Source organism: Sphaerisporangium perillae, assembly GCF_023276435.1.
Lineage (GTDB): Bacteria > Actinomycetota > Actinomycetes > Streptosporangiales > Streptosporangiaceae > Sphaerisporangium > Sphaerisporangium perillae.
The window spans coordinates 102,569-123,251 of record NZ_JALLPO010000027.1 but is presented as its reverse complement, the minus strand read 5'-3'; the positions used below and the strand labels follow the sequence as shown (position 1 = coordinate 123,251).

17 protein-coding genes and 1 riboswitch are annotated in these 20,683 nt (G+C 68.4%); of the genes, 14 read left to right on the top strand and 3 right to left on the bottom strand.

Annotated features, from left to right (window positions below):
- Positions 1 to 276: 276 nt before the first annotated feature.
- Positions 277 to 1,731 (bottom strand): catalase, encoded by a 1,455-nt coding sequence (locus MYF83_RS26035; RefSeq protein ID WP_248963329.1) that lies wholly within the window; start codon positions 1,729 to 1,731, stop codon positions 277 to 279.
- Between the two features lie 407 nt (positions 1,732 to 2,138).
- Here MYF83_RS26035 and MYF83_RS26030 point away from each other — a divergent pair, with 407 nt between their 5' ends.
- The 5 genes from MYF83_RS26030 (at position 2,139) to MYF83_RS26010 (ending at position 7,634) form a co-directional block, all read left to right on the top strand.
- Positions 2,139 to 2,474 carry a DUF4387 domain-containing protein gene (locus MYF83_RS26030; protein WP_248963328.1) on the top strand — a complete coding sequence of 112 codons (336 nt, stop codon included), beginning with the start codon at positions 2,139 to 2,141 and terminating at the stop codon, positions 2,472 to 2,474.
- A 223-nt stretch (positions 2,475 to 2,697) separates the two neighbouring features.
- Positions 2,698 to 4,098, top strand: coding sequence for a multicopper oxidase family protein (locus MYF83_RS26025; RefSeq protein ID WP_248963327.1), 1,401 nt, complete (start codon positions 2,698 to 2,700; stop codon positions 4,096 to 4,098).
- Between the two features lie 167 nt (positions 4,099 to 4,265).
- Positions 4,266 to 4,679, top strand: coding sequence for a VOC family protein (locus MYF83_RS26020; protein WP_248963326.1), 414 nt, complete (start codon positions 4,266 to 4,268; stop codon positions 4,677 to 4,679).
- A gap of 159 nt (positions 4,680 to 4,838) precedes the next feature.
- Complete coding sequence (locus tag MYF83_RS26015; RefSeq protein ID WP_248963325.1) at positions 4,839 to 6,392, top strand: acetolactate synthase large subunit; 1,554 nt, start codon at positions 4,839 to 4,841, stop codon at positions 6,390 to 6,392.
- 135 nt (positions 6,393 to 6,527) lie between these two features.
- Positions 6,528 to 7,634 carry a TetR/AcrR family transcriptional regulator gene (locus tag MYF83_RS26010; protein WP_248963324.1) on the top strand — a complete coding sequence of 369 codons (1,107 nt, stop codon included), beginning with the start codon at positions 6,528 to 6,530 and terminating at the stop codon, positions 7,632 to 7,634.
- A gap of 61 nt (positions 7,635 to 7,695) precedes the next feature.
- On the opposite strand, the gene MYF83_RS26005 is transcribed toward MYF83_RS26010, so the two are convergent.
- Positions 7,696 to 8,289, bottom strand: coding sequence for a transcriptional regulator (locus tag MYF83_RS26005; RefSeq protein WP_248963323.1), 594 nt, complete (start codon positions 8,287 to 8,289; stop codon positions 7,696 to 7,698).
- A gap of 50 nt (positions 8,290 to 8,339) precedes the next feature.
- On the opposite strand from MYF83_RS26005, the gene MYF83_RS26000 reads away from it, so the two are divergent.
- From MYF83_RS26000 to MYF83_RS25990, 3 genes are all read left to right on the top strand, one after another.
- Positions 8,340 to 9,971 (top strand): pyruvate, phosphate dikinase, encoded by a 1,632-nt coding sequence (locus MYF83_RS26000; protein WP_248963322.1) that lies wholly within the window; start codon positions 8,340 to 8,342, stop codon positions 9,969 to 9,971.
- A gap of 231 nt (positions 9,972 to 10,202) precedes the next feature.
- On the top strand, positions 10,203 to 12,059 hold the full coding sequence (locus MYF83_RS25995) for an APC family permease (protein WP_248963321.1): 1,857 nt from the start codon (positions 10,203 to 10,205) through the stop codon (positions 12,057 to 12,059).
- Positions 12,060 to 12,249: 190 nt separating this feature from the next.
- Positions 12,250 to 12,954 carry a DUF4118 domain-containing protein gene (locus MYF83_RS25990; protein ID WP_248963320.1) on the top strand — a complete coding sequence of 235 codons (705 nt, stop codon included), beginning with the start codon at positions 12,250 to 12,252 and terminating at the stop codon, positions 12,952 to 12,954.
- Positions 12,955 to 12,974: 20 nt separating this feature from the next.
- Here MYF83_RS25990 and MYF83_RS25985 read toward each other — a convergent pair whose 3' ends face one another.
- Positions 12,975 to 14,759 (bottom strand): APC family permease, encoded by a 1,785-nt coding sequence (locus MYF83_RS25985; RefSeq protein WP_248963319.1) that lies wholly within the window; start codon positions 14,757 to 14,759, stop codon positions 12,975 to 12,977.
- A gap of 424 nt (positions 14,760 to 15,183) precedes the next feature.
- Between MYF83_RS25985 and MYF83_RS25980 the strand changes: the two genes are divergently transcribed.
- The 6 genes from MYF83_RS25980 to MYF83_RS25955 all read left to right on the top strand — a co-directional run bounded on the left by MYF83_RS25980 (position 15,184) and on the right by MYF83_RS25955 (position 20,559).
- Positions 15,184 to 15,561, top strand: coding sequence for a hypothetical protein (locus tag MYF83_RS25980; protein ID WP_248963318.1), 378 nt, complete (start codon positions 15,184 to 15,186; stop codon positions 15,559 to 15,561).
- 124 nt (positions 15,562 to 15,685) lie between these two features.
- Positions 15,686 to 16,288 (top strand): DedA family protein, encoded by a 603-nt coding sequence (locus MYF83_RS25975; RefSeq protein ID WP_248963317.1) that lies wholly within the window; start codon positions 15,686 to 15,688, stop codon positions 16,286 to 16,288.
- Positions 16,289 to 16,310: 22 nt separating this feature from the next.
- Positions 16,311 to 16,712, top strand: coding sequence for a TraR/DksA family transcriptional regulator (locus MYF83_RS25970; RefSeq protein ID WP_248963316.1), 402 nt, complete (start codon positions 16,311 to 16,313; stop codon positions 16,710 to 16,712).
- A 296-nt stretch (positions 16,713 to 17,008) separates the two neighbouring features.
- A complete protein-coding gene (locus tag MYF83_RS25965; RefSeq protein WP_248963315.1) occupies positions 17,009 to 17,926 on the top strand; it encodes an SRPBCC family protein in 918 nt (305 codons plus the stop codon).
- 10 nt (positions 17,927 to 17,936) lie between these two features.
- Positions 17,937 to 19,109 (top strand): zinc-dependent alcohol dehydrogenase, encoded by a 1,173-nt coding sequence (locus MYF83_RS25960; RefSeq protein ID WP_248963314.1) that lies wholly within the window; start codon positions 17,937 to 17,939, stop codon positions 19,107 to 19,109.
- Between the two features lie 549 nt (positions 19,110 to 19,658).
- A riboswitch (cyclic di-AMP (ydaO/yuaA leader) is annotated at positions 19,659 to 19,804 on the top strand.
- An 11-nt stretch (positions 19,805 to 19,815) separates the two neighbouring features.
- On the top strand, positions 19,816 to 20,559 hold the full coding sequence (locus MYF83_RS25955) for a glycoside hydrolase family 25 protein (protein WP_248963313.1): 744 nt from the start codon (positions 19,816 to 19,818) through the stop codon (positions 20,557 to 20,559).
- The last annotated feature ends 124 nt before the right edge of the window (positions 20,560 to 20,683 follow it).

Below are 20,683 nucleotides of genomic sequence, written 5' to 3'. Positions count from 1 at the left end.
GGGTTCGTTGCGTCGAGGCGCCCAGCTCCCCTACCAGGGTCAGCGCCAGGGAGCGGCTGTAGGACACGTCGTGCCCGCCCGCAGGATCCGGTCGGCCGCCCGGTCCAGGCGAGCGGTGAGCACATGCAGGTTGAAACTCGGATTGCGTTCCATACCGGTAACTTAGCTTGTAACTTAGAATTGCAAGTCCTAGCTTCGACCGGTTCACCCGCAGGTGCTGACCGTGGCCCATGACGTTCTGACCGGAGGTTCCGATTCGCTGGTGAGTACGGGGGATCAGGACCCGTTGACTCCCAGGCCGGTGGCGACGTGGTCACCGAGGTCCTTGGCGATGTTCCGCCAGTACTCCACGACGCGTACCTTCATGTCCGCGGTCACCTCGGGGGCCGAGGCGTGGTCGACGATGTTGGCGACCAGGTGCTGCTTGTCGGTGTCCGAGAGCACGTTCTCCCAGAGCGTCCGCGGCTGACCGTAGTCGTCGTCTTGGGAGTGCAGGATGTAGGCGCTGCGGATGATCTCACCGGCCAGCTCGTAGGATTCCCCCTTCCACAGCTCCGGATCGGCCACCGGGCCGCCCATGCTGTTCGGGGCGTACACGGGGTCGCCCGGGTTGAGGTAGGTCATCGGGCCGTCCTTGTTGTAGGAGTGGACGGCCGCCTTGGGCCGGTTGACCGGGAGCTGCAGGTAATTGGGGCCGATGCGGTACCGGTGGGTGTCGGGGTAGGAGAACAGCCGCCCCTGCAGCATCTTGTCCGGGGAGGCCCCGATGCCGGGCACGAGGTTGGCGGGGTCGAACGCCGCCTGCTCGATCTCGGCGAAGTAGTTCTCCGGGTTGCGGTTCAGTGTGAGCGTGCCGATGTCGATCGGCGGGTAGTCGCCGTGCGGCCAGACCTTGGTCAGGTCGAAGGGGTTGAACCGGTAGTCGGCGGCGTCCGCGAACGGCATGACCTGGATTTGCAGGGTCCACGTCGGGTGGTCGCCGTTCGCGATGGCCGTGCTGAGGTCCCGGATGTGGTGGTCCGGGTCCGCCGACTTCATGGCGTCGGCCTCCGCGCCGGTGAGATTCCTGATGCCCTGGTCGGTCTTGAAGTGGTACTTCACCCAGAACTTCTCGCCGCGCGCGTTGTACCACAGGAACGTATGCGAACCGTAGCCGTTCATGTGCCGCCAGGAGGCGGGGGTGCCGCGATCGGTCATCAGGAAGGTGACCTGGTGCGCCGACTCCGGCGACAGCGTCCAGAAGTCCCACTGCATGTTGTTGTCGCGCAGATGGTTGTCGGCCCGGCGCTTCTGCGAGTGGATGAAGTCGGAGAACTTCTGCGGGTCCCGGATGAAGAAGATCGGCGTGTTGTTGCCGACGAGATCGTAGTTGCCCTCTTCGGTGTAGAACTTGATCGCGAAACCACGCGGGTCACGCGCGCTGTCGGCGCTGCCCAGCTCGCCCGCCACGGTGCTGAACCGGAGGAGCAGATCGGTCTCGGCATCCTTCTGGAAGACCCCGGCCTTGGTGAACTGGCTGACGTCCTCGGTGATCTGGAGGACGCCGTAGGCACCGCCGCCCTTGGCGTGCACGACCCGCTCCGGCACGCGCTCCCGGTTGAAGTGCGCCATTTTCTGGATCAGGTAGTGGTCCTGCAACAACAGCGGTCCGTTGGGGCCGACGGACTGTGAGAACTCGTCACTGGGCGCCGGGATTCCGGCATCGGTGGTGGTGGTCGGTCTCTCGGTCATTGCGTCGTTCCTCGTTGTAGGGGGCCAGGTGTTCGCCGGCAGGCGGGGCACATGCCCCAGAAGATGACGGCGGCCTCGTCGATCTGGTACCCGGCGCCGGCGGCGGGCTCCAGGGAAGGCGCCTCACCCTTGACACGGTCGACATCAGTGATCGCGCCGGCCGGCCGGACGGTGGTCGCCCGAAGGCCCTCGTTCCGCAACTCCGCAGCAGCGGTGGAGGCTCCCGGGGTTTCGGTCGTCACCTGTCCAGAGCAACACCCAAACACGAATAATTCAAGAAAGCGAACCCTTCATTTTGGTCAAGCCTTCGCATGTCGGCTCGGCCGTCGACATGGCCAGGGAGGCGGCCCTTCAGCGGTCGCTGGAGGCCGACCTGTTCCGCATCACCACCGAGGAGCTCTAGGACCATGGCCACCCTGCTCGACTACTGCTCCTTGGTCCGCTCCAAGAACGCCGGACCGTTCACCCTCACCTTCGACTTCATGTGCCGCGACGAGCACACCTACCGAGCTCTCGTGAACACCGGCTTCCTCAGTCCCGCCCTCTTCGCGCGGCTCTTCGGCACCGCCGAAGAGCAGATGATGGTCGTCGGCCACCCTCTCGCGCTGGCGGTCAAGGTCTCCCTGCCGCGTCCCGCCGTACAGGGCGACCTTCGCGACAGCGACTGCTACGCCGGGCAGCAGTACGCACCGCTGATGGACATCGAGCTGCCCGCCCCGGCGACGCCGGCGTCAGGGGCCTGAGCTCATCGCCGGGCTGTGGCGGGCTTGGCCCCAACTGCGGACAGGACCGAGTGTCGGGTCGGAGGATCGCTTACCGGGATCGTACGATTTCCCGGTCCCCCACGCGACGTATGTGAGGGGCCCCATGTCTGCGATCGGTTCCGTGCCTCATGCGCATGTGGGCAGGCCGGTACGGCCGGGCCGGTTCCCGGCGCGCGGAGGACGTCGGATCAGGCGGCGGGTATTGGCCGGCCTGGTGGCCGTGGCCGTCGTGATCAGCGGTTGTGGCGGTGTTCCGGCGGGCCGCCCGGCCGCGGAGGAGAGCCCGACCGGAACCGGGGCGGCGCAGCCCTCGTTCCGCGAGCCTCGCCAGCTGGTCAGCGCCAACAAGGTCCTGAAAGTGCGGCTGGTCGTCGAGATGCGCACCGTGGAACTGGCGGGCCAGAGGCTGCGGGCGTTGACCTACAACGGCGATTACATGCCCCCGACGATACGGCTCAGCCCAGGCGATCGGCTGGATCTGGCTCTGGTGAACAAGCTGCCGGAAAAGACCAACCTGCACACGCATGGCTGGCATGTCTCGCCTCAGGGGAACTCCGACAACATCTACCTCCACATCCACCCTGGTGAGACGTACCGATACAGCTACCGGCTTCCAAAGGACCTGGCGCCGGGAACGTACTGGTACCACTCCCATGCGCACCCGATCAGCGAACCGCAGGTGTTCGCCGGTCTGTCGGGGGCCATCGTGATCGACGGGCTCGAGAAGTACCTGCCGGCCGGCCTGCGGCACGTCACCCAGCGCCTCCTGGCGCTGAAGGACTTCCAGGCCCGCAACGGGGCCATCCCCACCGCCGGTATCGACAGCAACGCGCCGACGACGCGGACGGTCAACGGGCTGGTCGACCCGGCCATCGCCATCCGTCCCGGCGAGACGCAGCTGTGGCGGCTGGCGAACATCGGGGCCGACATCGCCTACAAGGTCCAGTTGCAGGGAACGCGCTTCAACGTCATCGCGCAGGACGCCAATCCCGTCAGCACGGTGTGGAGCGCCGACACGCTTGTCATGCCCCCCGGAAGCCGCTTCGACGTGCTGGTGCAGGGGCCCCCGGCCGGCCGGAGCCTGTTGCGGACCCTGCCCTACACCACGGGGCCCGCTGGTGACGACTATCCGGAGACGACCCTGGCCACCCTGCTGTCAACGGGCCGGCCCATGCCACAGGCGACACTGCCCACGACGTTCGCCCCGTTCGATGATCTGCGCGCGGACAGGGTCGATCGGCGGCGCACCATCACGTTCTCCGAGAACAGCGCGTCCACCGAGTTCTACATCGACAACAAGCTGTTCGCCCCCGACCGGATCGACGTGCGGGCACGGCTGAACACCACCGAGGAATGGACGGTGCGCAACCTCGCCGACGAAGAGCACACCTTTCACATCCACGTCAACGATTTCCAGGTCATGAGCGTCAACGGCAGAACGTACAACGCCCGCAGCTGGCAGGACACCGTTCAACTACCGGTGCATGGAGAAGTCGTCATCAGGATGCGGTTCCGTGACTTCCTCGGTAAGTATCCGTTTCACTGCCACATCCTCAATCACGAGGACAAGGGAATGATGGCGAACATCGAGGTGGTCCCGTAGAAGACCGCGCCCGGCGCTGAGCCCGTAGCGGCGCCGAAGCCGTCGAGGAGATCATCGGCGTTCTCTCGCTCCGCGGCATGGGCCGACGCGTTCTCGGCCGCGTTTTACAGTGTCGGCGCCGCGCCAGTCTGCAAAGCTAGGTTTCTGTCACGACCAAGGAGCAGCCTGTGACCTCTCGACTCAACCCGTACATCAGCTTCGCCGGCAACGCGCGGCAGGCCATGGAGTTCTACAAGGACGTCTTCGGCGGCACCTTGACGCTGAACAACTACGGTGAATACGGCGCGCCGGACTCCGAGGGCGCCGACAAGATCATGCACGGCATGCTCGAGACCGACAGCGGATTCACGCTCATGGCCTCCGACACCCCGCCTGGGATGGAGCACAACCCGGGGGACAACATCTCGGTGAGCCTGAGCGGCGACGACGCCGACGAGCTGCGCGGCTACTGGCAGAAGCTGTGCGACGGCGGCACCGTCTCGGTCCCCCTGGAGAAGCAGATGTGGGGCGATGAGTTCGGTGCGTGCGTGGACCGGTTCGGCATCGCGTGGATGGTCAACATCGGCCGGCCGCAAACCTGATCTGCGTCCCGGATCTTAGAGGGATGTCGCCGGTCGGCCGGGCGCCGACCGGCGGTACACCGGGGTGTGCGATCGTGGTCGTCACGGGTGTCGGGGACGCGTTCTGCCGCGGAGCGTCAAGCTGGATTTCCACCCGGGCGACATCTGACTAGGAGCGAGATGAACGGCGCGCAGTCCCTGATCCGCACGCTCGTCGACGCGGGCGTCGACGTGTGCTTCTCCAATCCCGGCACGTCGGAGATGCATTTCGTCGCCGCCCTCGACACGGTGCCCGAGATGCGCGGGGTGCTGGCGCTGTTCGAGGGCGTGGTGACCGGCGCGGCCGACGGGTACGCGCGCATCGCGGGCAAGCCCGCGGCGACGTTGCTGCACCTGGGGCCCGGGCTGGGTAACGGGCTGGCGAACCTGCACAATGCCCGGCGGGCGCACACCCCGATCGTCAACGTGATCGGCGACCACGCGACCTATCACAAGAAGTACGACGCGCCGCTGGAGTCCGACATAGAGCCGGTCGCCGGTTCACTCCGCGGATGGATCCGCCGCTCGGGCAGCACCGCCGATGTGGGCGCGGACGCGGCGGCCGCGGTGGCGGCGTCGCAGGCCCCCCCGGGCCGGGTCGCCACTCTGATCCTCCCCGCCGACATTTCGTGGGGCGATGGCGGCGTGGCCGTGCCGCCGATCCCGCCGCGCGTCCCGCACGCGGTGGCGGATACGACGGTCAAGTCGATCGCCGAGGTCCTGCGTACCGGTGAGCCGGTCGCGCTGCTGGTCGGTGGGCCCGCCTGCCGCGAGCCCGGGCTGCGCGCGATCAGCCGGATCGCGACGGCGACAGGCGCGAAGCCTTTCGTGGAGACCTTCCCGGCACGGCTCGAGCGCGGTGCCGGCCTGCCCGCCATCGAACGGCTGGGCTATTTCGCCGAGCAGGTGACGGAGCAGTTGCAGGGCGTCAGGCACGTGATCCTGGCCGGGACGAAGGCGCCGGTGTCGTTCTTCGCCTACCCGGGCAAGCCGAGCGATCTGGTGCCGGAGGGCGCGCAGGCGCACACCCTCGCGGAGCTGGACCAGGACGTCGTCGGCGCGTTGGAAGCGCTGGCCGAGGAGGTGGCCCCGGGCACGGAACCCGTGCTGCAGCAGCCACATCGCCCGGACCTGCCGACGGGCCCGCTCACCGCGCAGAACTGGGTGGACGTGATCGGCGCGTTGCTGCCGGAGGGTGCGATCGTCTCGGACGAGGCCAACACTTCGGGCGTGCGCCTGCCGGCGGCGACTGCGGGCGCGCCCCGCCACGACCTGCTGACCTTGACGGGCGGCGCGATCGGCCAGGGCCTGCCGGTGGCGACCGGCGCCGCGATCGCCGCCCCCGACCGCCCGGTGGTCGCCCTGCAGTCGGACGGGAGTGCGCTGTACACGATCTCGGCCCTGTGGACCATGGCGCGCGAAAACCTCAACGTGACAACGGTTCTGCTGAACAACCGCGCGTACGCCATCCTCCGGCTGGAACTGCTGCGCGTCGGTGCGGAGGGCTCCGGGCCGAAGGCCATGGAACTGCTGGATCTCTCGCGGCCGGACATGGACTTCGTGAAGATCGCGGAGGGCATGGGCGTCCCGGCGTCGCGCGCGACCACCGCCGAGGAGCTGGCCGAGCAGTTCCGCCGGGCCCTGGCGGAGGCAGGGCCGCACCTCATCGACGCCGCAGTACCTTCTCTGCTCTAACCCGGCCGGGAGCCGAACGTCGCGGAAGTGGACCTGCACCGTGGCCGCCTGCTCGGGCATCCGGGACCCCCAGATGATAGAAACATCTGAGTGTTGTGAGTATCGTATGGCCATGAGTGTAGCGGGGAGATCGCGATGGCCAGGCTGACCCGGGCGCAGCAGCAGGAACGCACCCGAGCGGCCGTGCTGGCCGCGGCGAGGGAGGAGTTCGCCGAGTGCGGATACGCCAACGCCAAGGTCGATCGGATCGCGGAGCGGGCGGAGCTGACCCGTGGCGCGGTGTACTCGAACTTCCCGAGCAAGCGCGCGCTCTACCTGGCGGTCCTGGTCGACTCGATCGAGCACACGGGCGGGGTCGAGGCCCCGTCGTCACCCGGCCTGGCCGAGGCGATGGGCGCGTTCGCTCGCGTCTGGCTCGAACGGCTGCCATTGACCGGTGACACGCCCGCCGGCGGGAGCCTGCAGTTGCGCTCGCTGGCCGGGGTGTTCGACGACGAACCGGGCCGCACCGCGCTGGCGCAGGTCAGCAGACTGGAGGCGCTGCTGCTCGCTCTCGCGCTGGAGTCATGCGTACCGCACCACGGGGGGCGGGTACGGCGGGTACGGCTGGCCGAGCTGGTCTTCACGCTGTTGAACGGAGCCGGCCACCTGGCCGCTACGGCGCCCGGATTCGGCGACCCCTTCGACGTGGCACGCGCCTGCCGGCACCTGGCCGGCCTCGACCTCGCCGACACGTGGGACCCGCCGCACCTGCCCTACGTCACCCCTGCACAAGCCGTCCAGGACGCCTGGGAGCCGCCCGCGGAGTTGCCGGATCAGATCACCGGTCGCCGGGTCGGATTCGACGCTGACGGCGTGATCGCGGTCCTGGGCACCAGCCGGCTGGAGGCGTCGGAGGAAGCCGTCCGCGCCGCCCGCCCGGGCGACCGGATCACCGTGGCCGTGGTGACGAGCGATCCCGCCGAGATCGGACGTCTTGTGCGGCTCAGGATCAGCGACCTCATCGGGTGCCTGCGAGGCGTGTTCGCCCCGGACGCCTGGCCGGGCCTTCGCCTCGTCCTCGACGACCGTGCCACCGTCGCGTCGGCCATCGGAGTTCCGGACACCGGCGACGCCACCGAGGCCGCGGTGCGCATCCAGGCGGGCAAGATCGTCGCGCGGGCCTGCGGGCGAGGCGCCGCCCATGCTGTAGCGACCGCGGGTGACTCGACCACCACGCGATCCGGCGAGGCCGGCGGATGACTCGCGTCGCTCGAGGGGGCGTCGACGTCGAGACGAAACCCTCTGGAGGGGTCGGAACGGTTCAGTGTCGTGGGATGCCCAGGGTGACGAGCAGGTCTTCGTGAAGTTGGAACCACACGGCGTGGTAGGACGCCATGCTGTCGGTCACGTAGTCCAGCGCACCGGACTTGGCGCGGGTGAGCGCGTTTGTGAGCCGGGACCGATACCGCTGGAACCGGAGCATCGCCGCGAACAGGTCTGCGCAGACGACATCGGCACGCCGGTCCAAGTCGGTGAATCGGTCCAGGACACGGGAGTCGTAGGCAGCATCGGTGTGGTCGTTCATTGTCGCGACACCGCCGGCCGATCGCATCTGCCATGCCGTGCACAGATCGAGCAGCTCCGGGTTGAGCACGAGAAAGCCGTCGTAGGCCTCGGCCACCGTGGTCCGGGTGCCGGCCGTGTCCAGCTCGGCGGAGATCCGCTCGGCATCCGCGGCGCGGCCGGCCTCGGTCAGACCCCACCCGCCGAAGTCACCCGGAAGATGCGTGACAAGGCCGGCCACCGCGAGATCGATCAGCTCGGATTCGACCTCGGGCTCAGGGAGCCCCGCCGCGTCGGACACGCGGGCCAGGACGGCGAACCCGATGCAGCGAAGGGCGTGGAGGACCAACAAGTCAGTGCTGGTCGAATGGGGCGAGTTCGGCACGTCGAGATGCTATACCGATGACCTGGATTCACCCGCTGTCGGCGGAGGTCGAGGAAACCGCGAGCGTCCTCGGCGGCAAGGGGCACGGCCTTGTCGTATTGCGACGTCTCGGCTTGCCCGTGCCCCCTGGGTTCGTCATCGGCACCGGGGCATGCCGCGCCTTTCTCCGTGACGGGCGGCTTCCTGATGGCCTCGATGCCGAGCTGGCGGCCGCCGTGTCCGACCTCGAAGCCGCCACGCGACGGCGCCTTGGCGGACCCGAGCGGCCACTGGCGGTGTCGGTTCGCTCAGGCGGCAGCGTGTCGATGCCCGGAATGATGAGCACCATCCTCAACCTCGGTCTCACCGCCGAGACCACGGCAGCGTTGGCGGCCGAGACAGGGGACCCGCGGTTCGCGCTCGACTCACGCCTGCGGTTCCTGTCCGGCTTCGCCTCCGCGGTCTTCGGCCTGGACCCGGAAAGCCTGGAAGCCGTCGCGGGGGAGCCGGCCGGACGCGACGCCGGCAGCGAGGAGACGCGTCTTGCCGATGCGATCCGAGGCGTTCAGAGCCTCATCCGCGGACGAGCCGGCGGACCGGTCCCCGACGACGCGACGCGGCAGTTGGAGCTGGCCGTCAGGGCCGTGTTCTCGTCATGGGACACGCCGCGCGCCAAGACCTACCGCGAACTGCACGACATCCCGCACGAGCTGGGCACGGCCGTCACCGTGCAGGCCATGGTGTTCGGCAATCGCGACGGCCACAGTGGCACCGGTGTCGCGTTCAGCCGCGACCCCAACACCGGGGAGAATGTTCCATTCGGTGAGGTCCTGTTCGGCCGCCAAGGCGAAGACGTCGTCTCTGGCAGGTCGCTGACTCGGCCACTGCCCGAACTCGCCGAACGAGAGCCGACAGTATGGGCCGGCCTCCTGGACGCCATGAAGCGAATCGAGGAGCACTACCGCGACGCATGCCACGTGGAGTTCACCTTCGAGGCGGGCCGGCTGTGGGTCCTGCAGGTGCGCACCGGCGGCCTCGTCGGACGCGCCGCCGTCCGCGTCGCGGTCGACCTGGCCGGCGAGGGCGTCATCGGCCGCCGCGAGGCCCTGCTCCGGGTCTCTCCGCGGCATCTCCAAAGCGCTCGTACGCCCCGGATAGAGACGGCCGACCCGATCGACCTCCTCACCCGAGGGCTGGGCGCCTGTCCGGGTGTCGCGGTCGGCAGGGTGGCGACCACCGCCGACAAGGCAGCCCGGATGGCCGCCGGCGGTCCGGTGATCCTGGTGCGTCCGCAGACCTCCCCGCTCGACATGCACGGCCTGGCCGCCGCCGCGGGAGTCGTCACCGCCCGCGGCGGGCCGACCAGCCACGCCGCTGTCGTCGCGCGAGCAATGGGCAAACCCGCCGTCGTGGGAGCCACAGACCTCACGGTCGACGTCGCCGCCGCCTCCGTGCGAGCCGGCGGACGCACCTTCCCAGAAGGCACGCTCATCACCATCGACGGGACCGGCGGAGAGGTCGTCGTCGGCGGCGCCCGCATCGCCACGGCTACGACCGACTCCCACCTGCACCGCCTGCTCGAATGGGCCGATGAAGTCTCGGGCGGCGACTCAGACCGCGACGAGGCAGAACGCCTCATGGCGGCCCACGCCGTCCTCCTGAACGCCTAATGTCTCGGACAGCCGGGCAGTGACGGTGTCGTCGTCCCACTCGGGCCGCAGCGCCGCCCGCCGGTGCACAGCGCGCGATTACCGGGTTGCTGATCGAGCGCGCCGATCGATCGGCATCCTCGTCAAGGCGCCGTAGGAATTTCGGATATGCGCGTCAAGGGCGCGTAGGGATATACCGGACAAGGGGCTTACCGGGCTGAAGATAGGGATGTTTCCCCTACAGGAGGACTCATGTCCGCAGCCCCGGCCCCTGCTGTCGCCTCCATGGCGAAGGAGGCACCCGGTGACAAGCATCGGTTGAGCGTGATCGGCGGCCTGGCCGCGCTGTCGCTCGACGCGATGGCCTCGGTGGCGTACGGCCCAGAGGCCATGGTCCTGGTCCTCGCGCTCGCCGGCGGCGCAGGTCTGGGGTTCACCCTCCCGATCACAGTGACCATCGCCGTGCTGCTCGGCGTGCTCACCCTCTCCTACCGCCAGGTCGTCGCCGCCTTTCCCCAGGGCGGCGGCGCGTACGGCGTCGCCAAGACCTACCTCAGCCGCCGATCCGGGCTCGTGGCCGGGGCGAGCCTGATCATCGACTACGTGCTCAACGTCGCGGTGTCGGTGGCCGCCGGAGTCGCCGCGCTCACCTCGGCGTTCCCCCGGCTTCTGCCCTACACAGTCTGGCTCTGTCTGGGCGTTCTCGCCCTGGTCACCTCGATCAACCTGCGCGGCATCGCGCACAGCGCCCGGGCCTTCATCGCCCCCACGGTCATCTACGTCGGCGCCATCCTCCTGGTGATCCTGGCCGGCCTTGTCCGCAGCGAGCCCGCGACGGTCGCCGAGCACGCCGCGCAGGCGCACAACCTGCATAGCGTGGGCATCTTGCTGCTGCTCAAGGCGTTCGCCAACGGCTGCGCCTCCCTGACCGGGGTGGAGGCCATCGCCAACGCCGTGCCCTCGTTCAAGAAGCCGCGCGTCAAACGGGCCCAGCGGACGGAGGTCGCCCTCGGCGCCCTGCTGGCGGTCATGCTGATCGGCATCGCCGCGCTGATCCAGAAGTTCTCCATCGCCCCCGTCGATGGCGTCACCGTGCTGGCCCAGGTCACTCAGGCCTCGCTCGGCGATGGGCCGCTGTTCTATCTGGTGCAGTTCTCCACGGTGATCCTGCTGGCGCTGGCGGCCAACACCTCCTTCGGCGGCCTGCCCGTGCTGGCCCACCTGCTGGCCACGGACAACAACCTTCCTCATCTGTTCGCGCTGCGGGCCGACCGTCACGTCCACCGGTACGGCATCGCCTTCCTGGCGATCACCTCCGCGGGGCTGCTGATCCTCTCCGATGGCGACATGAACACGCTGGTGCCGCTGTTCGCCATCGGCGTGTTCGTCGGCTTCACGCTCTCGCAGATCGGAATGGTCCGGCACTGGGCGGTGGTGCGCCCCCGGCGCTGGCAGGGCAAGGCCGCGCTCAACGGGTTCGGCGCGTTGCTGACCTTCGTCGCGGCCATCGTGGTCGCCGCCTCCAAGTTCACCGAAGGCGGCTGGCTGATCGTCGTCGCGCTGCCACTGATCGTGCTGATGATGGAGATGGTCAACCGCACCTACACCCGGATCGGCCAGCGGCTGGAACTCGGCAAGACCCCCATGCCGCCCCGGCCACGCCGCTCACTGGTCGTGGTCCCCGTGCACGCGGTCAACCGGCTGACCCGCGACGCCCTGGCCGCCGCGCTGTCCCTGGGCGACCGGGTGGTGGCCGTCAACGTCACCTACGCCGAGGACGAGGACGACGCCCGGCGCTTCGTCGAGGATTGGGAGCGCTGGCACCCCGACGTGGAACTCGTGCAGATCTTCGACGCCCACCGCCGTCTCGCCGCCCCCCTGATCGAGTACCTCAACAGCGTGCCCGAAGCGCACGTGTTCGTGCTCATCGCCGAGGTCGAGCCCGAACACCTCTGGCAGCGGCCGCTGCAGAATCAGCGCGGCGTCGTCCTCGCCCGGGCGCTGCGCCGCCGTACCGACACCGTGGTCTGCCGTATGCGCTTCCGCGTCGGCGCCCCAATGGCCCAGACGGTACGAATAGGCCCGGTCGCCGGCCGGCCGTCCGGCTGATCCGGACGGCCGCCGGCGAGCGTGCCGTACGGTGCGGCCATGATCACCCTGGGTAGTGGCCGCTCGGATGCCGGAACGGCTGGGGCGCCCCCGGCCTGGGTAGGGATGGTGCGTCGGCCTCCGTAGAGGGGACGTGAGGGACGGGGGTGTGGCAATGCCTCGCTACCTGGACAGGGACCGCATCGCGATCGTGGCGGCGCTGGTGGTCCCACTGGCCGTATGTGCGGTGCTCGTGCCGTTTCGCGCGAGCATCGTGAACACGAACGTGGCCCTCGTCCTGGCCGCGATCGTGGTCGCGGTGGCCGCCAACGGGCACCGCCTCGCCGGCGCGCTCGCGGCGGTGTCGGCCGCCGTGTGGTTCGACTTCTTCTTCACCCAGCCCCACCACCGGCTTACCATCGCCAAGGCCGCGGACATCCAGACCGCCGTCCTGCTGCTCATCGTGGGCTTGGTGGTCTCGCAGCTGGCCGCACGCGCTCGGCGTATGCGCGTGATCGCCATTACCGACGCCGACTACTTGGCCCGGGTCCACGCGACGGCCGAGCTGGCCCAGTCCGCGAAAACGCCCGATGTTGTGGTCGCTCATGTCACGGCCCAGCTCACCGACCTGCTGGGCTTGCGCGGATGCCGCTTCGAATACGGAACGCTGATCGGCCATCCGCCCCGTCTCGAGCAGGACGGTTCGGTGGTCTGGGGCCACAGGCGCTGGGATGTCGACCGGTTGGGGCTGCCGGAGGAGGAGGTCGAGCTGCGCACGTTCGGCCAGGGCCGCTTCTATGGCCGGTACATGATGGATCCCATGCCCGGGACCTTCCCGTCCCTGCAGGCACGTCTCGTCGCGGTGACCCTCGCCGATCAGGCCGGTGCCGCGCTGGACACCGCCGGCACCGGGTAACGCCGTCAGGTCCGGCACACTTAGCCGACGTGGACGTGCGGCCGGCGTTCCAGGTGGGGTTCGGCCTGGCGCAGCACCTCGCGGGTGAGCGGCGGCACGTCACCTCCGCCGAAGACCAGGTAGCGCAGCATCGCCACCATCGGGTTGCCCTCGGCCCAGTGGAAGTAGATGTGCGGTACCCGGCCGGTGCGGTCGCGCAGGTAGAGCAGTAGCGCGGCCAGGGCGTTGGGCACGGTCGAGCTCTCGATGCGCAGGATGTGGTGTCCGTACCGGTCCTCGCCCTGGACGCGCAGCTCGGTCTCGAACTCCGAGGCGTCGGGCACGGTGACCTCGACGAAGATGATCGGATCCTTGCTGCCCAGCCGGTGGTTGAGCCACGTTTCGCGGCGCTTGTCGTTGTACTCGTTCTGGTCGCGCTCGTGCGGCTCGTTGGCGATCAGATGGATCTCCCCGCAGGCGTCCCGGACGATTCTCTCCGCCTGCGGATCCAGGTGGACCTCGGTGACCCGCAGCTCGGTGGAGCGCGTGGCCCGGGAGATCAGCGACGTGGCGATGATCGCCAGGATGAAGAACGACGCGATCTTCACACCGTCGGGGCGTTCGATGATGTTGGCGACCAGCGTGTAGGCCAGGACCAGGCCGATCGCGGTGAATCCGTACATCAGCCTGCGCTGCCCCTGCCTGCGAGCGGCCAGGGTCACGGCGACGTTGGCGGACATGAACAACACCAGCACTCCGGTGGCGTACGCGCCGCCCTGCGCCTCGACGTCGGCATGGAAGATCATCGTGATGGCGAACGCGATCGCGGTGAACACCAGCACCAGGGGCCGGACGGCGCGAGTCCAGTCCGGCGCCATGCCGTACCGAGGTAGATAGCGCGGCACCAGGTTGAGCAACCCGGCCATCGCCGAGGCCCCGGCGAACCAGAGGATGGCGATCGTGCTGATGTCGTACAGCGTGCCGAACCAGTCGCCGAGGAAGCCATGGGCGAGGTAGGCCAGGGCACGGCCGCTCGCCTTACCGCCCGCCTCGAACTCCTTCTCCGGAATCAGCACGGTCGTGACGAAGCTACTGAAGATCAGGAAGACGCTCATGATCAGGGCCGCGACGGTCAGCAGCCGCTTGGTGCCCTTGATCCGCCCGGCCAGGTCGCCCTTCACCAGCGGCATCACCGCGACGCCTGTCTCGAATCCGGACATGCCCAACGCGAGCTTGGGCATGACCAGCAGCGAGAGACCGATCATCGCCAGTGGACTGTCGTAGCGGAAGGTCAGCGTCCGCTTCCAGTCCACCACCACGTTCGACGCTTCCAGCACGTGTAGCAGTGCCGCCCCCACCACGACCGCGTTGAGCACGAGGTACACCCCGACGAGCAGCACAGCGATGCCGATCGCCTCACCGAACCCGCGCAGGAACACCAGGCCGAGCAGGCCGAGCAGCACCAGCGTGACCAGCACCCGCTGTCCGCTCAGAAAGCCGGGGACAAAGGGATTCTCCAGAATGTGCGCCGTCGCGTCCGCGGCCGACAGCGTCATCGTGATGATGAAGTCCGTCGCCGCGAAACCGAGCAACGCGAGTACGAACAGCTTGCCCCACCACTGGGGAGCCAGCTTCTCCAGCATCGCGATGGAGCCCTGCCCGTGCGGGCTCTCCACAGCCACTCGGCGGTAGATGGGCAACGCACCGCACAGGGTGAGCACGACGAGCAGCAACGTGGCGACCGGGGACAACGCCCCCGCCGCCAGCGCGGCGATCCCGGGCTGATAGCCGAGCGTGGAGAAATAGTCCACACCCGTCAGGCACATCACCTGCCACCACGAATGCTTCCTGTGCGGACCTCGATCGACCTGCTGAGCGTCGCTCTGCAAGCCGTCGAGCAGCCACGTTCGCAGCGGTCTTTCCGCCGCCACGGCAGACCGTGTTTCCCTGGCCACCCTCACGCCACCCCCGCGTCAACAACCCATAAAGACGACATGGACCCTACTGGCGGCCAGGAGGTGACTTTCGCGATCATGCCGTCAAGAAAACGTCAATATTGCAGATCGGTCCGCAAAGGCGGTCCGCGCGTCGACCCACCCGGCGGACAGGATCCCTCCCGCCTCTCGTCTCCGGCGGTGGAACCCCCGAATGACCCTGCGGACATTGGTCTCACTGGTGCCCGGCGCCGGCAGAGTCGCACGCTCACCGTAATCGACGTTTCCGCTGGTCCAGGTGGGTGATGTCTAGTTCATGCCTGCTTGGTGGCTACGCGACTTTCACGACGACGATCTGGATCAGGCCATCCAGATCTGGGATCAGAGCCGCGGAGGAGGAAATCCCGTCTTCTCGATCGCCGAGGTGATCGCGGCGGCTCGGGCCGGGCCGAATCGCGATGAGGTGGACCTGGTGAGCCTCGCGCAGTCCAGCGAGCTCTACACCCCCGCCGACATCGAGTTCGCCGCCCGCAAGGCCGCGCAAGCCGCCTTCGAGCGAGAGGTTCTGCACGGCGAAAAGCGGACGGCGACCACCGAGGACTACCTGGCCGCCATCTCCGAGACGCGGCCGACCCTCACGCCGGAGATCGTGGCCGAGTTCCAGCAGGATATCGACAGCTACAGCCGCGTCTGAGATGTCCTCGAACAGCACCAGGCGTCCCGAAGATCGCCGTTGGTGCCCTGCTCCCGTTCGCCGTGTACTGCCTGCTCGCCGGTATTCTGGGCACCATCCGGTTCGCGTAGAAATCAGCCAGCCCGTGAGCAGCGTCATCGATCACATCCTCACCGCCCCTGCTTGGCTGGTCTGCCTCCTGGTCGGGCTTCTGGTGTTCGCCGAAGATGCCCTCTTCGTCGGTTTCGTCGTTCCCGGCGAGACCGCTGCGATCGTGGGCGGTATCGATGCCAGCCGAGGACACGTCTCCCTCGCTTTGATCATCGCGGTGGTGGTCGCCGCCGCGATCATCGGCGACTCCGTCGGCTATGAGATCGGCCACCACGTCGGTGCCCGGATCCTGCATGGCCGCTTCCTTGCCGGACGTGGCCGACAGGTGTCCGCCGCCCAGGAGCTTCTCGCCCGCCGGGGCGGTCCGGCAGTGTTCTGGGCCCGGTTCGTCGCCTTCCTTCGCGCGGTCATGCCCGCCCTGGCGGGTACCGCCCAGATGCCCTACCGGCGATTTCTCGCCTTCAACGCGGCAGGGGGACTGGTCTGGGGAACCGGCTGCGTTCTCGCGGGCTATCTCGCCGGAAACTCCTACCGGGCGGTGGAGCACATCATCGGCCGGATAGCGGCACTCGCCATTCTCGCCGTGATCCTCCTGGCTGCGGCTGCTTACCGCTCTCGGTCACGGCGCTCGCAATAGGCTGGATGCGAGGTGAGGCACCATGATGGCTGAGCGACCTCAGGACGCCGCGCTGTCCCCCTCGGAGCAGGCGACCATCCAAGATCTCCTTGGCGTGGACCGCGAGCAGACCATGTCGCGAGTCGCTTCGCTGACGCGCGACCGGGACGCCATCGTCGAGTCGGCCACGCTGGTGGCCACCGATGACGAGCATGACCCCGAGGGGTCGTCGACCGCCTTCGAACGCGCCCACGTCCAAGCCCTGCTCGACCAGGCACATAGCCATCTCGCCGACCTGGACAGAGCTCTGGAACGGCTTCACGACGGCACGTACGGGGTGTGCGAGGGCTGCGGGCGTCCCATCGCGCTCGAACGCCTGAAGGTCCGCCCGGCGGCGAAGACCTGCATCACCTGCGCGACCGTGCGACGCCGAAGCGACCGGTGACGCGCCGCGAAGCCGTACTCCTGGCCGTCGTCATCGGAATGGTGGTCGAAGCAGCTGTAACGCTCGCGGGCGCGGGCCGCGGCGGCCGGCCGCCGCGGGGTGGAACGGGTATCGATACGGTCCGGTTCCAGGCCAGGAACCGGACGATCAGTGTTGTCCCATGTCAAAGGGGTACGGCTGAGTGATACACGAGAGGTTCGCCACCGATCGGGCCGCGCGGCGCCGCGTCGGGTGCGATCGCCACGATGAGTGAACGTGGACGCGGACCGGAAGACACCCAGCCATGTGAGGTTCACATGAGCGAAGCGAATGGCCACAAGACGGACCGTCTCGCCTGCGGACTGGGGTGGGCCAGCTTAGGCCTGGGCGCCGTGCAGCTCGCCGCGCCCGGCGCCGTCAGCCGGTTCAGCGGCATCGACGACTCGGCCTGGTCCCGTGTCGTGGTACGGCTGGTCGGCATACGGGAACTGTTCCACGCGGCCGTCCTGCTGGGCAGCCGCAGGCCCGCTCCGATGGTGTGGACCCGTGTCGCGGGCGACGCCATGGACATGGAGCTGCTGCGCCGAGCCATGTCCCACCGGGAGGGGGCGAGGCGCCGCCGCGTCATGGCCGCCTCGGCGGCGGTGGCGGGCGTCGCGGCCGCCGATCTGTACACCGCGGTGCGCGCGAACCGGATGCCGGGCGCGCGGACCGAACCCACCACGAGCCTGCGCGCGGCCATCACGGTCAACCGCCCCCGCAACGAGGTCTACCGGTTCTGGCACGACTTCGAGAACCTTCCCCGCTTCATGGCGCACCTGGAGTCGGTGGAGACCATCGCGGGCGGCTACTCCCACTGGAAGGCCAAGGGCCCCTGGAAGAAGGCCGTCGAGTGGGACGCGGAGATCATCGAGGAACTCTCGGACGAGGTGATCGCTTGGCGATCGGTGAGGGACGCGACCGTGCGCAACAGCGGTGTGGTGCGCTTCACCGACGCTCCCGGCGGGCGTGGCACAGAGGTGCGGGTGGAGATCCACTACGACCCGCCGGCGGGCAAGGTCGGCCTCGCCTTCGCCAGGCTCCTGGGTGAGCACCCCGAGCAGCAGGTCAGCGACGACCTGCGCCGGTTCAAGCAGGTCATGGAGACCGGTGAGGTGGCCCGTTCCGAGGGCAGCCCGGAGGGCACCCGCGCGATGCGGCAGGTCTTCCAGCATGCGGCCCAGCCGGTGAGGTGAGGAGATACCCATGAAAGCCAACTGCTGGATGGGGCGCAACACGGTGGAGGTGCGGGAGGTGCCAGACCCGAGGATCCTGAACCCTCGGGACGCCATCGTCCGCATCACCTCGAGCGCGATCTGCGGCTCCGACCTCCACCTGTACGACGGCTACGTCCCCACCATGAAGAAGGGCGACATCCTCGGCCACGAGTTCATGGGGGAGGTCGTGGAGGTCGGCCCGCGAGTGTCGACGCTACGGGTCGGCGACCGGGTGGTCGTCCCGTTCCCGATCGCCTGTGGGAGCTGCCTCGCCTGCGAGCACGAAATGTACTCGCTGTGTGAGAACTCCAACCCGAACGCGGGTATGGCGGAGAAGCTCATGGGACATGCTCCCGCGGGCATCTTCGGCTACTCCCACATGCTCGGCGGCTACGCGGGAGGCCAGGCACAGTACGCGCGCGTGCCGTTCGCCGACTTCGGGCCGATCAAGATCGAGGACGATCTGCCGGACGAGCAGGTGCTGTTCCTGTCCGACATCCTGCCCACCGGGTGGATGGGCGCCGAGATGTGCGACATCAAGCCCGGTGACATCATCGCCATCTGGGGCGCGGGTCCGGTCGGCCAGTTCGCGGCCGCGAGCGCCTACCTGATGGGCGCCGAGCGGGTGATCTGCATCGACCGCTTCCCGTACCGGCTCGAGATCGCCGCGTGCGCGGGTGCGGAGACCCTCAACTACGAGGAGGTCGACATCCTGGACGCGCTGCGGGACATGACCGCCGGTCGCGGTCCCGACGCGTGCATCGACGCCGTGGGCATGGAGGCTCATTGCCCGGTCCCCGCGATGCAGGCCTACGACCGGGCCAAGCAGGCGACCCGGCTGGAGACGGATCGGCCGTACGCCCTGCGCGAGGCCATCCTCGCCTGCCGCAACGGCGGGACCGTCTCGGTCATCGGCGTGTACGGCGGCCTGGTCGACAAGTTCCCGATGGGCTCCTTCATGAACCGGTCGCTGACGATGAAGACCGGTCAGTGCCACGTCCAGCGCTACATGGAGCCCCTGCTGAAGAGGATCCGTAACAACGAGATCGACCCCAGCTTCATCATCACCCACCATCTGCGGCTGGAGGACGCCCCACGCGGATACGAAATGTTCAAGCACAAGGAGAACGACTGCAACAAGGTCGTCCTCAAGCCCTGGTAAAGCGCCTTTCCAAGGCACCTCGCCTCGCCGGGACGGCCAGGCGGGGTGTCTTGGCCGTTCATGGTCGAGCGAAGGAAGATCATGACCGCCGACGCCGTCATGCACGGACGTCGATCGCCGGCGTCAACCCTTACAACCACGAGCTGCTGCGTGAGTTCCCCACGGTGACCCCGTGAACTCCGCCTCCACGGTGCCGACGCTGAATCGCATCTCCTCGCCCAGCACCTCGGCTCTGGGTCATTCCCCCTGGTATGAATCACGCCAAGTGGGGCGGGGCCCCGCGATCTGATCGGGACGCTGTCCGAGTGGCGAAGTCGCAGGCGCCGGGGACGGTGATCTTGGTCTCGGCGGATCCGCGGACGAGGACGATCCGCCGGTTCGATGGTGTCCAGGTTGTGCCCACATGGGGCGTTTGTCCTATTTACACCGTTATGGTGTTGCGTGTACCTTTAGCAGTCACGGCACGTGTAGCGATGGCCCACGCCGTCGCATCCGTTGCCGCTTCGTTGCCCAGACCGCGCGTGCCCGGCGGGATCCAGTCCCGGCGAGGATACGCGCCCGCCGAATCCGTACCTCGCGGAACCGGGGACCCCATCTTTTCGGGGTGAATCGGAGCGCCGGCCCCCAGGGGCGCCCGTAGGGCACTTCCCGCCCGAACCCGTCAGCTAACCCGGTAGGCGCATGGAAGCAAGGAGTCAACCCCTTCATGCCCACCCGTCGGCTTTCCTCGATCATCCTCTCCCTCAGGGATCGGCTGAACCTCTCCGGCAAGCTCCTCCACGCCGCCATCGCGGGGCTGATCCTGGCCATGTTCGCCGCCACGGCCATCGTCGTCATGACAACCGGCCCGGCGCAAGCCGCCCCCGACCACACCCGCACCTATGGCCAGGACGTCTCCGACTACGAGTCCGATCATGACTGGAGCGCCAGCCCGGCGCAGTTCGGCATCATCAAGGCCACCGAGGGCCTGACCTTCCGCGACCCCTCCTTCGCCCACCACTGGCGGGAACTCGGCAAGAAGGGCATCGTCCGCGGCGCCTACCACTACGGCCACCCCGGCAACGATCCCATCGCCGAGGCCGACTACTTCCTCTCGGTGGTGAACCAGCAGCCGGCCAAGCCCGGCGACCTGCTGGTGCTGGACCTGGAGACCACTGACGGCGAGTCCGTGGCGGACGTCAACACCTGGGCCAAGACCTGGCTGGCCCACGTGAAGTCCGAGACCGGCGTCACCCCGCTGTTCTACAGCGGCTGGAACTTCGCCGACACCTACGGCCACGGCCTGGCCGACTACCCCTTGTGGGTGGCGTACTACGGCAGGGCCAAGGGCGACGTCACACCGCCCGCCGACTGGAAGACCTGGACCATCCACCAGTACACCGACGTTCCCATCGACCAGAACGTCTCTCCGCTGACCCCCGACCAGCTACGCGCCCTCGGCCGCCCCTGACCACGGGCGCAACATCAGCCCCCTGGCCGGCCGCCCGCTCGCCGGCCAGGCTGCCCACCGGGCGGCGCAAGCCCAGTTGAGGGGGCGGGCGGCAGAGGAGGGCGTTCGAATCGGCATGCCGGCT

Coding starts and splice junctions, on each gene's coding strand:
- MYF83_RS26035 (WP_248963329.1), bottom strand. CDS start 1,731: ATGACCGAGAGACCGACCACCACCACCGATGCCGGAATCCCGGCGCCC.
- MYF83_RS26030 (WP_248963328.1), top strand. CDS start 2,139: ATGGCCACCCTGCTCGACTACTGCTCCTTGGTCCGCTCCAAGAACGCC.
- MYF83_RS26015 (WP_248963325.1), top strand. CDS start 4,839: ATGAACGGCGCGCAGTCCCTGATCCGCACGCTCGTCGACGCGGGCGTC.
- MYF83_RS26010 (WP_248963324.1), top strand. CDS start 6,528: ATGGCCAGGCTGACCCGGGCGCAGCAGCAGGAACGCACCCGAGCGGCC.
- MYF83_RS26000 (WP_248963322.1), top strand. CDS start 8,340: ATGACCTGGATTCACCCGCTGTCGGCGGAGGTCGAGGAAACCGCGAGC.
- MYF83_RS25995 (WP_248963321.1), top strand. CDS start 10,203: ATGTCCGCAGCCCCGGCCCCTGCTGTCGCCTCCATGGCGAAGGAGGCA.
- MYF83_RS25985 (WP_248963319.1), bottom strand. CDS start 14,759: ATGTGCCTGACGGGTGTGGACTATTTCTCCACGCTCGGCTATCAGCCC.
- MYF83_RS25980 (WP_248963318.1), top strand. CDS start 15,184: ATGCCTGCTTGGTGGCTACGCGACTTTCACGACGACGATCTGGATCAG.
- MYF83_RS25970 (WP_248963316.1), top strand. CDS start 16,311: ATGATGGCTGAGCGACCTCAGGACGCCGCGCTGTCCCCCTCGGAGCAG.
- MYF83_RS25965 (WP_248963315.1), top strand. CDS start 17,009: ATGAGCGAAGCGAATGGCCACAAGACGGACCGTCTCGCCTGCGGACTG.
- MYF83_RS25960 (WP_248963314.1), top strand. CDS start 17,937: ATGAAAGCCAACTGCTGGATGGGGCGCAACACGGTGGAGGTGCGGGAG.
- MYF83_RS25955 (WP_248963313.1), top strand. CDS start 19,816: ATGCCCACCCGTCGGCTTTCCTCGATCATCCTCTCCCTCAGGGATCGG.